General features: G+C 40.8%; 15 protein-coding genes. 10 read left to right on the top strand and 5 right to left on the bottom strand.

Annotated features, from left to right (window positions below):
- Positions 1-284 precede the first annotated feature (284 nt).
- On the top strand, positions 285-1100 hold the full coding sequence (locus tag QM629_RS06635; protein WP_415158447.1) for a tyrosine-protein phosphatase: 816 nt from the start codon (positions 285-287) through the stop codon (positions 1098-1100).
- Between the two features lie 55 nt (positions 1101-1155).
- Here the strand turns inward: QM629_RS06635 and QM629_RS06640 are convergent, their stop codons facing one another.
- On the bottom strand, positions 1156-1701 hold the full coding sequence (locus QM629_RS06640; RefSeq protein ID WP_415158449.1) for a hypothetical protein: 546 nt from the start codon (positions 1699-1701) through the stop codon (positions 1156-1158).
- Positions 1702-1937: 236 nt separating this feature from the next.
- On the opposite strand from QM629_RS06640, the gene QM629_RS06645 reads away from it, so the two are divergent.
- Both QM629_RS06645 and QM629_RS06650 read left to right on the top strand, forming a co-directional pair.
- Positions 1938-2198, top strand: a complete 261-nt coding sequence (locus QM629_RS06645) for a hypothetical protein (RefSeq protein WP_415158451.1) — start codon at positions 1938-1940, stop codon at positions 2196-2198.
- Positions 2199-2441: 243 nt separating this feature from the next.
- The gene (locus QM629_RS06650) at positions 2442-3707 is read left to right on the top strand and encodes a 3-deoxy-D-manno-octulosonic acid transferase (protein ID WP_415158453.1); all 1266 of its coding nucleotides are present in this window, start codon (positions 2442-2444) and stop codon (positions 3705-3707) included.
- Here QM629_RS06650 and QM629_RS06655 read toward each other — a convergent pair.
- Positions 3680-4390: a hypothetical protein gene (locus QM629_RS06655; RefSeq protein WP_415158455.1), complete on the bottom strand. Its 711-nt coding sequence runs from the start codon at positions 4388-4390 to the stop codon at positions 3680-3682. The two genes, QM629_RS06650 and QM629_RS06655, sit on opposite strands and share 28 nt — an antisense overlap.
- Before the next feature lie 63 nt (positions 4391-4453).
- Here QM629_RS06655 and QM629_RS06660 point away from each other — a divergent pair, with 63 nt between their 5' ends.
- The 4 genes from QM629_RS06660 to QM629_RS06675 all read left to right on the top strand — a co-directional run bounded on the left by QM629_RS06660 (position 4454) and on the right by QM629_RS06675 (position 6410).
- Positions 4454-5029 carry a thymidine kinase gene (locus QM629_RS06660; RefSeq protein WP_415158457.1) on the top strand — a complete coding sequence of 192 codons (576 nt, stop codon included), beginning with the start codon at positions 4454-4456 and terminating at the stop codon, positions 5027-5029.
- Between the two features lie 120 nt (positions 5030-5149).
- On the top strand, positions 5150-5392 hold the full coding sequence (locus QM629_RS06665; protein ID WP_415158459.1) for a hypothetical protein: 243 nt from the start codon (positions 5150-5152) through the stop codon (positions 5390-5392).
- Positions 5377-5586 carry a type II toxin-antitoxin system RelE/ParE family toxin gene (locus tag QM629_RS06670; RefSeq protein ID WP_415158461.1) on the top strand — a complete coding sequence of 70 codons (210 nt, stop codon included), beginning with the start codon at positions 5377-5379 and terminating at the stop codon, positions 5584-5586. Before QM629_RS06665 ends, QM629_RS06670 begins: the two co-directional genes overlap by 16 nt.
- Before the next feature lie 125 nt (positions 5587-5711).
- Positions 5712-6410 carry a L,D-transpeptidase family protein gene (locus QM629_RS06675; protein ID WP_415158463.1) on the top strand — a complete coding sequence of 233 codons (699 nt, stop codon included), beginning with the start codon at positions 5712-5714 and terminating at the stop codon, positions 6408-6410.
- A 10-nt stretch (positions 6411-6420) separates the two neighbouring features.
- Here QM629_RS06675 and QM629_RS06680 read toward each other — a convergent pair whose 3' ends face one another.
- The 3 genes from QM629_RS06680 to QM629_RS06690 are packed head-to-tail and all read right to left on the bottom strand — an operon-like array spanning position 6421 to position 8690.
- A complete protein-coding gene (locus tag QM629_RS06680; RefSeq protein WP_415158465.1) occupies positions 6421-7821 on the bottom strand; it encodes an alpha/beta hydrolase family protein in 1401 nt (466 codons plus the stop codon).
- Positions 7822-7852: 31 nt separating this feature from the next.
- Positions 7853-8428 (bottom strand): hypothetical protein, encoded by a 576-nt coding sequence (locus tag QM629_RS06685; RefSeq protein ID WP_415158467.1) that lies wholly within the window; start codon positions 8426-8428, stop codon positions 7853-7855.
- Positions 8415-8690, bottom strand: coding sequence for a DUF2089 family protein (locus tag QM629_RS06690; RefSeq protein WP_415158469.1), 276 nt, complete (start codon positions 8688-8690; stop codon positions 8415-8417). The genes QM629_RS06685 and QM629_RS06690 overlap by 14 nt, the downstream gene beginning before the upstream one ends.
- A gap of 162 nt (positions 8691-8852) precedes the next feature.
- On the opposite strand from QM629_RS06690, the gene mutS reads away from it, so the two are divergent.
- The 3 genes from mutS (at position 8853) to QM629_RS06705 (ending at position 13349) form a co-directional block, all read left to right on the top strand.
- Positions 8853-11453 carry a DNA mismatch repair protein MutS gene (mutS, locus tag QM629_RS06695; RefSeq protein ID WP_415158471.1) on the top strand — a complete coding sequence of 867 codons (2601 nt, stop codon included), beginning with the start codon at positions 8853-8855 and terminating at the stop codon, positions 11451-11453.
- Between the two features lie 80 nt (positions 11454-11533).
- Positions 11534-12844 carry a serine hydrolase gene (locus QM629_RS06700; RefSeq protein WP_415158473.1) on the top strand — a complete coding sequence of 437 codons (1311 nt, stop codon included), beginning with the start codon at positions 11534-11536 and terminating at the stop codon, positions 12842-12844.
- A gap of 61 nt (positions 12845-12905) precedes the next feature.
- Complete coding sequence (locus QM629_RS06705; RefSeq protein WP_415158475.1) at positions 12906-13349, top strand: rhodanese-like domain-containing protein; 444 nt, start codon at positions 12906-12908, stop codon at positions 13347-13349.
- Positions 13350-13482: the final 133 nt, after the last annotated feature.

Here is a 13482-nt window from a genome sequence, read left to right on the forward strand (position 1 = left end):
AGTTCAGCGGTACAGATGATGTAATGTTAGATACATGGCTAACAGAAGACTAAAATTCTGTAATTAACGGTATTTGCCGGTTAATATGAATAGTAAATGAACACCGGTAAATACCGTTATTAAAAAATAATGATGAAACCGAGCATGATAATTTTTCTCACACAACCTGTCCCGAACCAGCTTCGGGAGGGGAATGCCTGCCGGTGAGGCAGGTACATAGCGAGGTTCTCCCGAAGCAAGTTCGGGACAGGCATGAGGCCATTGAAAAAACAAAAAATATACGGATGAAAACAGCTTTAATTGTAATAACGGCATTATTGCCCTTTGTGTTAAAAGCACAGGTGGCAGACAGTGCACAACGTGTATTGAAACTGCAGGGCGCCATTAATGCAAGGGATATTGGCGGATATGCTACCGCAGACGGCCATCATGTAAAGTGGAACCGCATATACAGAAGCGCTTCCATTAACAAATTATCCGACAGCGACCTTGTTGTTTTCAATCATCGGAAAATAGATTACGTGGTTGATTTCAGAGGTGTTCAGGAATCTGCACAGGCACCGGATAAACTGAATGAAGGAACTGTATATTTGTTACTGCCTGCAGGCAGTAATGCTACCACAAATGACTGGATGAAAACTTTACTGCAATCGCAATCCGGCGATTCATTAATGATGGCCTATTACAGCAATACAGCACCTTTAACAGCGCGTTATAAGCCTTTTTTTAATGAGTTGTTGCAGTTGCCCGACAGCAGCGCATTGCTGTACCATTGTACTGCCGGTAAAGACCGTACAGGCATTGCTACCGCTTTGCTGTTGTATGCATTGGGTGTGCCTTATGAAACAATAATGCAGGATTACCTTGCATCCAACACATACCGCAAAGCAGAAAATGAACAAATGGTACAGTCAATGGTAAAAGCAATGCATGTGAAAGAAGGAGTTGCCGCTTCAATGGCTGCAGTGAAGAAAGAATATTTAGATGCAACTTTTAATGCCATTACGCAAAACTATGGTTCTGTTGATGCTTTTCTTGCAAATGAGTTAGGCATAAATAATGCAAGGCGTGCATGGCTTCGCAATAAATTTTTGCAGTAAAAAGTAATACGACATGTCCGGCCAGACCGGGCATGATGATACCGTGTTATTGTTTTTATTCATTATCGCCTAAACTATAGGTATTGTTCTCTTCATCTTCTTCTCCGCCTGGCACATCCAGGTCATCGCCTGAAAAATCTTCTTTTTCATTAAGCTGTTCACCATCAGTATCAGTATCGTCCAGTTCTGATTCAAACAGGTTTTCATTATCCTGCGTATCCATTTGCTCTGTTCGTTCCAGCGCAATTTTTTCATCTTCCGTTACATAGGCATCATCTCCTGATGGCGCTGATATAATATCTTCATCATCTTTTCCGTTCGCCTCATCCGGTGTTGTTTCAGGCTCTTCTCCGCTTAAAATTATAAGATCACTTTCATCAATTTCTTCCCCTATTGGTAAACGTTCGCTGGCATAATCAGCATTGTCTTCCCCAAAAACGCCCACGCCTTCTTCATCATCGCTTGAAATAGTTGTATCAGCCATTGCGCGCAGTTCAGGCACATGCACATTTTCCTGTCCCGGAATATCTTTTACATCGGGCAAATCAATCGTTGTTTCTTCAGGCTGAAGCTTTGCTTTGTCTTTTTCTGAATCCTGCAAACCAGAAGTTAAATTTTTATTTGAAAGGTACGAAAACGATGCCACAGGCTGTTTTCCGCAGGAGGTTAATAAGAGCCTAATGTTAAGACGTTTATTGATTGTACGTGGAGTAAAAATACCTACATAACACAATAACTTAAAAAACATATACCGTTGAAAACTTGTGGCCTGGCATTTGAAACCATTACGCTGACTTAATTATTTTATTAAACCATATTTTATGAAAAAAACAATAGGTGTTTTTTGTATGGGCTGCCTGGGTATTTTTGCTGCCTGTAATAACAGCCCTTCTAATAAAGACAGTGTTTGACAGCGCGCAAAATATGAATGACAGCATGCTGCCGGATAGCAGCTCATCCGCCATGTCTTCAGCGCCGGCATCAGAACAGGATGCAAAATGGGCGGTATATGTGGCTAATGCAGGCATGACAGAAATTGAATTAAGCAAAATAGCCCAAACAAAACCAGTAAACCCGAGGCTTAAAAGTTTTGCATGATATGATGGTAACAGATCATGCGGCTGCAGCAGATAAATTAAAACAACTGGCTGCTGCAAAAGCATTGCGCTTCAGGATTCCATTAAAGCGATAGCAGGAAAAAAACAAATATAAATCCTATATAAGCAAAAACCGCCTCATTTTATTGAGGCGATTTTTTTTGTGTACATAAAATGTGAAGATGATTGTTTAAATAATCGTCGGCATAAATGCCATATATGATAATTTTATTTTTTGTTTTACATGTTTACATTTTTCTACAACATTTTTATAAAGCTTTATCCGCCTGGCGCCGCCCTGATATCGCCATTTAATGAAAAAGCCAGGTTGTGGGTTAAAGGAAGAAAAAATGTTTTCGATAAGATAAGTAATGCTGTTTCGGGCGATGCATCCTTAAAAATATGGATGCACTGTTCTTCGCTTGGCGAATTTGAACAGGGACGGCCGTTGCTGGAGAAATTCAGGCAATTATATCCTTCCTATAAGCTGGTATTGACCTTTTTTTCCCCGTCGGGCTACGAAGTGCAGAAAAACAGCAGGGTAGCCGACTATATTTTTTACCTGCCTATTGATTCAAGGCAAAACGCAAAACAATTTGTTCAATTAATCCATCCTTCACTTGTTGTGTTTGTAAAGTATGAATACTGGTACTATTATTTGAAAGAGGTGAATGAGCGCCGCATTCCGCTCATACTGGTATCTGGCATTTTCTTCCCCGGCTTCTCCTTTTTTAAATGGTATGGAAAGCTGCAAAGAGAAATGCTTGCTTTCTTTACGCATTTTTTTGTGCAGACGGAAGATTCAAAAAAACTATTGCAGTCAATCAATATCAGTAATGTAACAGTTTCCGGCGATACAAGGTTTGACCGCGTTTTGGAAGTAGCGGATGAAGTTAGGCCATTCCCGGAAATTGAAAGTTTTATTGATGGTAAAAAACTGATTGTAGCGGGCAGCACATGGACCGATGATGACGAGGCGCTTGACCATTTTGCCAACACCCATCCCGAACTGCGGTTTATTATTGCACCGCATGATATAAGCAGGGAAAGGCTTGAAGAATGCGTTAAGCTTTACAAACATTCCATACTGTTTTCTGAATATAAAAAGACTATCAGTAACCAGCCTTTGCCGGCTGATATCAATACCCTGATCATTGACAATATAGGCACGCTTAAATTTTTATACCGGTATGCAGCTATATGTTATGTAGGCGGTGGTTTTGGCAATAATGGCATTCACAATATACTTGAAGCGGCAGTGTATTATAAGCCTGTCTTGTTCGGGCCGGCTTTCGATAAATTTTACGAGGCTTTACAGCTTATAGATAAAGGCGGCGCATTTGATGTGGAAGATGCCATTGAGCTGGAAGATGAATTAAACGAACTGCTGGAGGATGAAAGTTTATATACAGATGCCTGCCGCATAGCAGGCGCCTATGTAAAAAGCAATGCAGGCGCCACAGGTGTTATACTGCAATATATTCAGGAAAACCGCCTTCTTACCAGTTGATCAAATAACAGAGAGGCATGGCCGTTCTCATTCCAGCCCAGTTTTAATTTCAGTTCCCTTTTAATCCATAATTCCGCTTCGCCATAAATATTAAAGCTGTTGATGGTTTTAATGCTGCGGTCGTACATGGTTTGGTCACCACGAAACAGCTCATTAATAAAAAGATACTGGTCGTTAATGCCAATGCCCCTGCGCAGGTCTTTTATTGGGCCGCCGCTTATATTGTTCCCCACTTCTTTATGGGCTGAAGATTGTTTCAGCCTGTCGTTCAGGCTTTCCTGCTGCGCCATGGTTTCGTTTATCTCCTGTTGTTTCAGCGCAAGGGTAGGTATTTCTGTCATCGGGTTAAAATAATCAGGATCATCTTCTTCATTCACCGGCGCCAGCCGGGGCGTGGGTACAGGTTCGGTGGCCGGGGCCTTAACCGGTTCCGGCTGCTTATGCATTACCGGTTCGGGTGTGGGTGCTTCCACAGTTATGGTGGCTGCTGCAGCTTCATTATGGGCTATGCCACGCGCTGCCGGAAAAAATACGGCAATCGCTTCGCCGCCCTGCTGTTCCTTTTCTGCCACCCTTTCAAGTTCCGACAAAAGCAATTGTGCTGTAATGCGCAATTGTTCATTACCTGCCTTGTTATTATACAGTTCGAGCAAACGTGTTATTAATAAGCCTGCTTTTTCCATAAGATATCTATATTTGAAAGCTTTAGGTTATGGAATAACGGTGTAAAGTTAAATTTTATTTCGATGTTTATTGAGCCTCATATAAAAGGAGAGAAACGGGGATGGATTGAAGTGATTTGCGGCTCTATGTTCAGCGGCAAAACAGAAGAGCTGATACGCAGGCTGAAGCGGGCCCGTATTGCCCACCTGAAAGCAGAGATATTTAAACCGGCCATTGACACAAGATACGATATAAATAATGTGGTGAGCCATGATGAAACTACCCTTACGGCGCAGCCTGTACAACATTCGCAGAATATCCTGCTGCTGGCAGATGATGCGGATGTGGTGGCCATTGACGAGGTGCAGTTTTTTGACAGCGGCATTGTAAGCGTTTGCGAGCAGCTTGCCTTAGCCGGCATCCGTGTAATTGTTGCCGGGCTTGATATGGATTTTAAAGGCAAGCCGTTCGGCCCTGTGCCGCAACTGCTGGCTACAGCCGATTATATTACCAAACTGCATGCGATATGTGTGCATTGCGGCAATATTGCCAGCAGGTCGTACCGAAAAACAAAGCAAAGCGGGCAGGTAGTGCTTGGCGAATTAGATGTATATGAGCCCAGGTGCCGGGTGTGTTATGAAAAGGGGGATGCCGTGTGATGGTTGAATAGCTGCCTGATTGAAAATCGGAATTTGGGAATCGGGGATTGGCGGTAGTGCGTTTCGAATATTTTAGAGGGCTCACGCACGATTGTTTTATTTTTGTGTAAATCGTATGTCATGAATGCAGCTAAATCTTTAGATGAAGAAATAATCCGGCATTTACCACAGTTAAATACAAAGCAAAAAAAGACAGTATTAACTGTGGTAAAAACTTTTATGGAAGAGCAAAAAGACTGGTGGGAGAAAATTGGTGAAGAGCAACAAAAAATGATTGATAAAGCGTTGGAAGAAGTGAAAGAAGGTAAACTTACTGCCCACGAAGAAGTGATGAAAAAATATCAGAAATGGCTGAAGAAATAGTGCAGCATGTTGTATGGACAGCTATTGCAAAGAAGTCTTTTGATAAAATTGTTAATTACCTGCAGGTATATTGGTCCGAAAAAGAAGCTGCACAATTTGTAACCCGTACTTCGAAAATGATTGCAACTTTAAAACGCTATCCGGAAATGTGCCGTCCTTCAATAAAAAGAAAAAATGTGCGAATTGGCATTTAGATAAGCACACTCAAATTGTCTATCATTATAAACCCCGCAGCAAACAAATGGAAATATTATTGTTTTGGGGTATGAAACAAAATCCGGCTAAGTTTAAATATTAAAATACATAGTGAACAAAAGCGATGAAGCATGTCCTGACCTTATTCTTTTGCATACTGGTAATGTTTGTCAAAGCGCAAACAATCCACTCTTTTAATCACTATCTCCAAACCAGCAACCAGGTGCTTTTTGTAAAAACACCTGCTGCCAATTCAATTAAGGGAAAGATGTTTTTGTATGAAAGAAAGCACAATAACAAGCCGTGGGAATCTGTTGATTCTTTCCCTGTAACCGTTGGCCGTTCAGGTTTGGCGAAAGATGTGAATGCAGCAATTTCTTTTAATGATACGCTTCCCGTAAAACATGAAGGCGACGGCAAATCACCGTCCGGGATTTTTAAGCTGTGGAAGGTTTTCAGTTATCATAAACTTGAAAATTTAAAAATGCCTTTTGTGCAGGTTGATTCTAATTTTTACTGTGTGGATGATGTTAGCTCCCGTTATTATAACCAATTGATCCTTTCTGATACGGCTGCAAAAGATTTCAACAGCTTTGAGCACATGAAACTGCCCGGCAACCAATATGAATATGGTGTTTGGGTTTTGTATAACAGCAATCCGGCCGTTGCCGGTAATGGCTCCTGCATCTTCCTGCATGTATGGAGCGACGAGAACACGCCAACCTCCGGCTGCACAGCCATGGCCAAAGAAAATATGCTGAAGTTAATTCATTGGCTGGATGAGAAGAAGAAGCCTGTGTTGCTGCAGGTGGTAGAGAAGTAGCTGATAAACTTCATTTGTAATTCTGAAGAATCCAGTCTTTCATTATTTCCAACACCTGCGGGCTAATAGTTTCGGCTATTTTTCCGTATTCGGATCCTCCACCTGTTTTTGCGTGTTGAAATAAATGATTGAGGCCTTCCATGGGCATGATCTTATAATGTTGATTACCTCCTTTTTTCAATGCTTTTTCTATAGCGTTTAGATTTTCTTTACAAGGCACTTGCATATCAAGCGTGCCGTTTAAAGCCAGAACAGGGCATTGGGTTTTTTCTAATGCCGGCGCCGGGTTATATTTTATGAAGTAAAGCGTCCATGGATTTGTAAGTGTTTTTGCTTGCTGAACTTTTATTGATTCCCGTTGGCTTTGTGATAATGAACCAAACATGGGCTGTCGTAAAACAGCGGTGTCCATATAATTACCTACAGCAGCATACAAACTATCGCTATTATAATTTTTAATAAATTCTATTGTTTTTCGTAAAAAAGAAGCATTGGACGCTGCAATATTTTCAGATACGCCTTCAGCTTTTGCCCCGAGATAGGCCTGTTCTGTTAAAATGCTGTCGCCTGAAACGCCAGGCCCTGCAAGCATTATGATAAACTTCACATCATTTCTTTGTGAAGCAACCATCGGTGCAATCATGCCGCCTTCGCTATGGCCAATCAGTCCAACATTCGTATAACCTTTTGTTTGTAAAAAATCAATTGCTGCATGTACATCGGTTGCAAAATCAGCCGAAGTTACATGAGTCAGATCGCCTGATTCCGAACCGCCAATACCTCTGTCGTCATCACGTAAAACACCAATGCCGTTGCGGGCAAAATAATCGGCAATCACCCAAAACGGCTTATGCCCAAAAAGTTCTTCATTCCTGTCTTCTTGCCCCGAACCAGTTATCATCACGGCAATGGGCGGGTTTTTTGAATTAGGTGGAAGTGTTAATGTGCCTGCGATTTTAAGATTTGATTCAGAATTTTTAAAGCTTACATCTTCAATTGTGTAAGGAAATGGCGGTTTGGGTTCCTGCGGGCGGATTAGTGCAACTTTACTGCTGTCACTGATTTTTTTTAATTGCAGCGGAAAAGAAAAATTTCCCTGTGAGTAAGTGCCGTTAATTAAAGTATCTTTTAATTCACCTTTATATTTTATCCCTCCGGATGCTTTATAAAAAACACTTAAAGAATCATGCTCAAAATTTACGCTGTCTAATTTTATGCCCATTGCACCCTGATTCGGACTGTCCATTGTTCCCATATAGATTTCACCGTCTTTTGTAATGTGAAATACAAGCGGGATTTCCGTACCCTGTACCTGCAGCATTCCCTGCCAGGTTCCTGTAATTTGTGCATGCACCTGATTACCAAATATCATTGCAGAGAATAAAAAGAAAAGTGTAATTATTGATTTCATATTGATTTCATATTGATTTCATATTGATTTCTTATTTAAAAAGATGATAGTTGATAAGACGTGAAAAAATATCTGAAAAAATTAATGCAATAGCAAAAAGCACGTAATGCTGCCATTTGCTTGCATGAACAGAAGTCTTGAACCCGTTTACAAACCATATTACAGACCAAACTAAAAAGAGCAGGATAACAAACCCCAGCAGACTGAACATAAGCATAGCCTTTGTGTTTGCAAGAGCCATTTCCTGGTTTGCTTTAATCAGGCTGTTAAGGTTTTTCATAAAACTCATACCTGATAATACAATACAGAAATAGCAAGGAATTCTGGCAACAAGCGTTGTACTAAGAACATCAATAAACCTTGTTTTGTTATTGATGAACTTACCGGTAACAAATAATAAAACCGCAGGACAAATGATGTCTGTTGCAAGCACTCCATAATTTTCGGGCAAAGAAATTTTTACCCAATTAATTTTGAAAACACCTGTATTGGCAACGCCTGATAAATAAGAGACGGCCCCAGCTAAAAGAAAAAATATCAGGCCTGTGAGTAGGAGTTTCTTTTCTGAGAAATAGGCAAAAGGGTTTATCAGCTTATTCAATTTCATGTTGAAGTTGTTTTAGTTTAGCGATTAAATCATCCAGTTTATTACGCATTGTCGGATAACTTACGCCTTGCTGTAAAGCCATTTCCTTAATACTTCCGCTTGTAATAAAAAAACCAAGCACAAAATCCTGTTCCTCCTGCGTTAATTTTAGCAGCAGCGGCAAATCATATTTGCCGCTCACCTGCGTGCCGCAGTTATTGCATTGCAATGTGGTAACGGATAAAGCATTGTCACAACTTGGGCAATTAATTGGCAATTTCATTTAAATAAAAATAGGCTTTTATTAAGTAAACCTACTTATCAACTATTCAACAAATCAACCAGTCAACTTTTTAACAAACCAACCTTTCTTCGGGCAAAATGTGCATAAGTCCGTGTTCATATTCGCGTTTCACGATTGCCGATTGACGCTATATTTGCCCTCATGGCTAAAGGCTCTGACGATACTCCGTTAATGCAGCAACACAAGGCAATCAAACAAAAATACCCGGATGCCATTTTGTTGTTTCGCGTGGGAGACTTTTATGAAACGTTTGGCACAGATGCCATTATCACTTCACAGGTTTTAGGTATTACATTAACCAAAAGGAATAATGGAGCGGCAAGTGGCGCCAGCGAGCTGGCAGGTTTTCCGCACCATGCGCTGGATACCTATTTGCACAAGCTGGTAAAAGCCGGTTACCGCGTTGCCGTATGCGACCAGTTGGAAGACCCCAAAGCGGCCAAAGGCATTGTAAAGCGCGGTGTTACGGAAATGGTAACGCCCGGCATTGCTACCAATGAAAAACTGCTGGAGCACAACAGCAATAATTTTTTAGCAGGCATTCATTTCAGCAGTGAAGATGTGTTCGGTATGGCGTTTCTCGATATATCAACCGGGGAATTTTTTGTGGCGGAAGGCAACCAGGAATATGCCGATAAACTGTTGCAAACCTTAAAGCCGGCCGAGGTAATTTACCAGCGCAATAACCAAAAAGTATTTAAAGAAAAATTCGGAGCCAGGTTTTATACCTATACTTTGGATGCATGGATTTTTGATGAAACTTTTGCAACGGAAAATCTTTTAAAGCATTTTCAAACCCATTCTTTAAAAGGTTTTGGCATTGAGAACCTGCATTGCGGCATTATTGCGGCAGGCGCAGTGCTGCATTATCTGAAAGAAACAGAACATCCTAACCTGCAGCACATCACCAATATTCAAAGGCTGGAAAAAGAGGATTATTTATGGATGGACCGCTTCACCATCCGCAACCTTGAATTATTAAACACGGCGAATGACCAGCAGTTAAGCTTATTAAAAGTATTAGATAATACGGTGAGTCCCATGGGCGCCCGCCTGCTGAAACGCTGGCTGCTGCTGCCTTTGAAAGACATCAATAAAATAAATGAAAGATTAAACGCTGTTGAATATTTAATTCTTCAGACCGATTTGCGCAGGCAGTTGCAGCAACTGACAAAACAATGCGGTGATATTGAAAGGCTGGTGGCCCGCATCCCCGGCAGGAAAATTAACCCCCGCGATGTAATGCATCTTGCAAAAGGCTTGCAGCATGCCGAACAAATAAAAACGCTATGCAGCAATGCCAATAATGAATATGTAAAAAGATTAGGCGCAGCGATCAATCCCTGTAATTATATAGCGGAGAAAATTTTTAATGAGATTAATGAAACGCCGCCGGTCGCAGTGAGTAAAGGAGGTGTTATAAAAAATGGTGTTGACGCAGCGCTTGATGAACTAAGGATCATAGCCAGCGGCGGCAAACAATATCTTATAAACATTCAGCAGCGCGAAACGGAGCAAACAGGTATTACTACTTTAAAGATCGGTTTCAATAATGTGTTTGGCTATTATCTTGAAGTAACCAACCCGCATAAAAATAAAGTGCCGGCCTCGTGGATAAGAAAACAAACACTGGCCAATGCAGAGCGTTATATAACGCCGGAGCTAAAAGAATATGAGGAAAAAATAACCGGCGCAGAAGATAAGATATTGCAGCTTGAAGCCGGGCTGTATGATAAGCTTATAACCGAACTGCAGGATTTTATTGCGCCCATTCAAAACAACGGAAGTGTTTTAGCCATGCTTGATTGCCTGTGTTGTTTTGCACAAAATGCCATTCAATACAATTATAAAAAACCGCAACTGCATGATGGCTTTGAGCTTGAATTAAAGGCCGGCCGCCATCCTGTTATAGAAAGAAACCTGGCCGCGGGCGAAGCATATATTCCGAATGATATTTTGCTTGACCCTGCTGCGCAGCAAATCATTATTCTTACCGGCCCGAACATGAGCGGTAAAAGCGCATTGCTGCGGCAAACGGCGCTTATAACCCTGCTTGCGCATATCGGAAGTTTTGTCCCGGCAGATGAAGCAAAAATCCCGCTGACAGATAAGATTTTTACCCGTGTGGGCGCCAGCGATAATCTAAGCGGCGGCGAAAGCACTTTTATGGTGGAGATGAACGAAACGGCCAGCATCATCAATAATATTTCGCAACGCAGTTTAATATTATTGGATGAGATCGGCCGGGGAACATCTACTTACGACGGTATTTCCATTGCCTGGAGCATTGCCGAATTTTTACATCATTCAGCCTGTGCTCCAAAAACATTATTTGCCACGCATTATCATGAGCTGAATGAACTGGAAAATAAGTTTTCACGTATCAAAAATTATCATATCACTAATAAAGAGATTGGCAACAAGATCATCTTTTTAAGAAAGCTGGCGCCCGGCGGCAGCACGCACAGTTTTGGTATTCATGTAGCAAAGATGGCCGGCATGCCGCCGCTGCTGATTGACCGCGCCAACGATGTTTTAAAACAACTGGAAGCAAAGCAGGAGGGAAGCCATCACATCAATACCAAAAAGATTGCGGCGCCACAAATGCAGCTTTCCATATTTGATGAACATTCTGCTACATTTGCCTCTATAAGAGAACTGCTTGACAATATTGATATCAACCGTTTAACGCCTGTTGAAGCATTGATGAAGCTGAATGAGATAAAGGGTTTATTGAAATAAGTTTATGCAGTTTGCCTGGAAACGGGGTAAGCTATATATGTAAGTACGTAAATACGGCAATGGTAACTAAAGCAAATATTATGAGCAGGAAAAATTTAGTTTCGGCGGCTTTAATCATTTTTTCGGTTGTATGTTTTAATAGTGCAGAAGCGCAGCCCAAAACTGACGCCTTACTTCGCAACATTTTATCAGCCAACAAAGACAGCCTTTTCCAGTTGGTTTTATCACATCCGGAGGCATACCGCCTGCAAATAATCTATACGCAGATCAACCGCGACAAAAACAATAAACCTTCCTTTACAAATTATTATTTTAATGTTGATTCCTTATTCTATTTCAATCCGGCGTCAACTGTAAAACTACCGCTGGCAGCCTTATCGTTAGAGAAGCTGAATGAAATGGGCATTGCAGGTGTAAACAAGTTTACATCTATGCAATTCGACAGCGCTTATCCGCGGCAGGAAAAAGAATTGCATGATAGTACGGCAGAAACAAATTATCCATCAATTGCACAGTTTATAAGAAAAGCATTTTTAATAAGTGACAATGATGCTTACAACCGTATGTACCAGTTTGTGGGCCAGCAGGCCATTAACCGGGAACTGCATGCAAAGGGTTATGCCAGCACAAGGATAACAAGGGAATTTATGGGTTATACGGATGATGAAAACCGGCATACAAACCCTATTGATTTTATAAATGAAGATGGTACAGCAATTTATCATCAGCCCATGCAATACAACACCGATTCTTTTGATTTTTCACATACCGTAAAAATTGGAAACGCTCATTATGACAGTAATGACAGCCTGATAAACGAACCGATAGATTTTACAAAAGTGAACAATTTTCCTTTAAAAGATTTACAGCAGATACTGCAATCCATTGTATTTCCTTTATCAGTTCCAGAAAGGCAAAGGTTTAATCTTGCAAAAGGCGATTATGCTTTTCTTAAACAATTCTTATCGCAATATCCTTCAGAAACAAATTATCCCAAATATGATACGAGCCAGTATTACGACAGCTATGTGAAATTTTTCTTCCAGGACAGTTTGCATCATGCAATGCCTTCAAATATTCGTGTATTTAATAAAGTGGGATGGGCGTATGGTTTTTTAATTGATGCATCTTACATTGTTGATTTTAAAAACAAAGTTGAGTTCATGCTGGCCGCAACCGTATATGTGAACAGCGATGGAATATTGAATGATAACAAATACGATGTTGAAACAGTTGGTCATCCGTTTATGTACCAGCTCGGCCAAACTATTTACAACTATGAATTAAGGCGCAAAAGAAAATACAAGCCGGATCTGAGCGATTTTAAAATTGAATATGAAAAGCGGGATGCAAACGATACAAGGCCGGCAATTAAAGATGCAGATAATTAAGCAGCGGCAATACCTTTGCTGTATGGAAAAATATTTTACGATGCTGAACCAAACTTCTTTAATGAAAAAATCATTATTCATAAAAGCATGCCTGCTGCTGTTCCCTTCAATTTATGCCATTCATTCAAATGCCCAGAACCCTGTAAACTGGACGGATAAACAACTGATGCAGCCATCGGAACTGGCTGGCATTATAAAAAACAATCCAAAAGATGTTACCATTATCAGCGTTGGGCCTTTTAATACCATACCCGGGGCAATAAACGTGGGCATGGTAAGCGAGCAGGAGAATATGGATAAATTTAAAGCGCAGTTAAGCGCTTTAAATAAGGATGCAAAGATTGTTGTTTACTGCGGCTGCTGCCCTTATGAGCATTGCCCCAATGTGCGGCCTGCAATTGATGCTTTAAAGCAAATGAAGTTTACCGGTTTTTATCTTTTAAACCTGCCTGATAATCTTAAAATAGACTGGATAAATAAAGGTTATCCTGTTACGCAGCAGTAAGGTATATTAACCCCTAACCTGGAAAAATGTACGTATTATATGTTAATGTCTAAAGCTTGCATAAGTTTTTTTGCGGCTGCTGTATATTCATTAAGATGCCAGGTATTATTGATTTTTACTTTTTTTACATCAG

The sequence above is a fragment of the Parafilimonas sp. genome (assembly GCF_047606085.1).
In the GTDB taxonomy this organism is placed as follows: Bacteria; Bacteroidota; Bacteroidia; order Chitinophagales; family Chitinophagaceae; genus Parafilimonas.

Excerpts from the sequence above, each read along its gene's own strand:
- QM629_RS06665 (WP_415158459.1), top strand. The coding sequence starts at position 5,150 with ATGAATGCAGCTAAATCTTTAGATGAAGAAATAATCCGGCATTTACCA.
- QM629_RS06635 (WP_415158447.1), top strand. The coding sequence starts at position 285 with ATGAAAACAGCTTTAATTGTAATAACGGCATTATTGCCCTTTGTGTTA.
- mutS (WP_415158471.1), top strand. The coding sequence starts at position 8,853 with ATGGCTAAAGGCTCTGACGATACTCCGTTAATGCAGCAACACAAGGCA.
- QM629_RS06670 (WP_415158461.1), top strand. The coding sequence starts at position 5,377 with ATGGCTGAAGAAATAGTGCAGCATGTTGTATGGACAGCTATTGCAAAG.
- QM629_RS06655 (WP_415158455.1), bottom strand. The coding sequence starts at position 4,390 with ATGGAAAAAGCAGGCTTATTAATAACACGTTTGCTCGAACTGTATAAT.
- QM629_RS06690 (WP_415158469.1), bottom strand. The coding sequence starts at position 8,690 with ATGAAATTGCCAATTAATTGCCCAAGTTGTGACAATGCTTTATCCGTT.
- QM629_RS06680 (WP_415158465.1), bottom strand. The coding sequence starts at position 7,821 with ATGAAATCAATAATTACACTTTTCTTTTTATTCTCTGCAATGATATTT.
- QM629_RS06700 (WP_415158473.1), top strand. The coding sequence starts at position 11,534 with ATGAGCAGGAAAAATTTAGTTTCGGCGGCTTTAATCATTTTTTCGGTT.
- QM629_RS06650 (WP_415158453.1), top strand. The coding sequence starts at position 2,442 with ATGTTTACATTTTTCTACAACATTTTTATAAAGCTTTATCCGCCTGGC.
- QM629_RS06685 (WP_415158467.1), bottom strand. The coding sequence starts at position 8,428 with ATGAAATTGAATAAGCTGATAAACCCTTTTGCCTATTTCTCAGAAAAG.
- QM629_RS06660 (WP_415158457.1), top strand. The coding sequence starts at position 4,454 with ATGTTTATTGAGCCTCATATAAAAGGAGAGAAACGGGGATGGATTGAA.
- QM629_RS06675 (WP_415158463.1), top strand. The coding sequence starts at position 5,712 with ATGAAGCATGTCCTGACCTTATTCTTTTGCATACTGGTAATGTTTGTC.
- QM629_RS06705 (WP_415158475.1), top strand. The coding sequence starts at position 12,906 with ATGAAAAAATCATTATTCATAAAAGCATGCCTGCTGCTGTTCCCTTCA.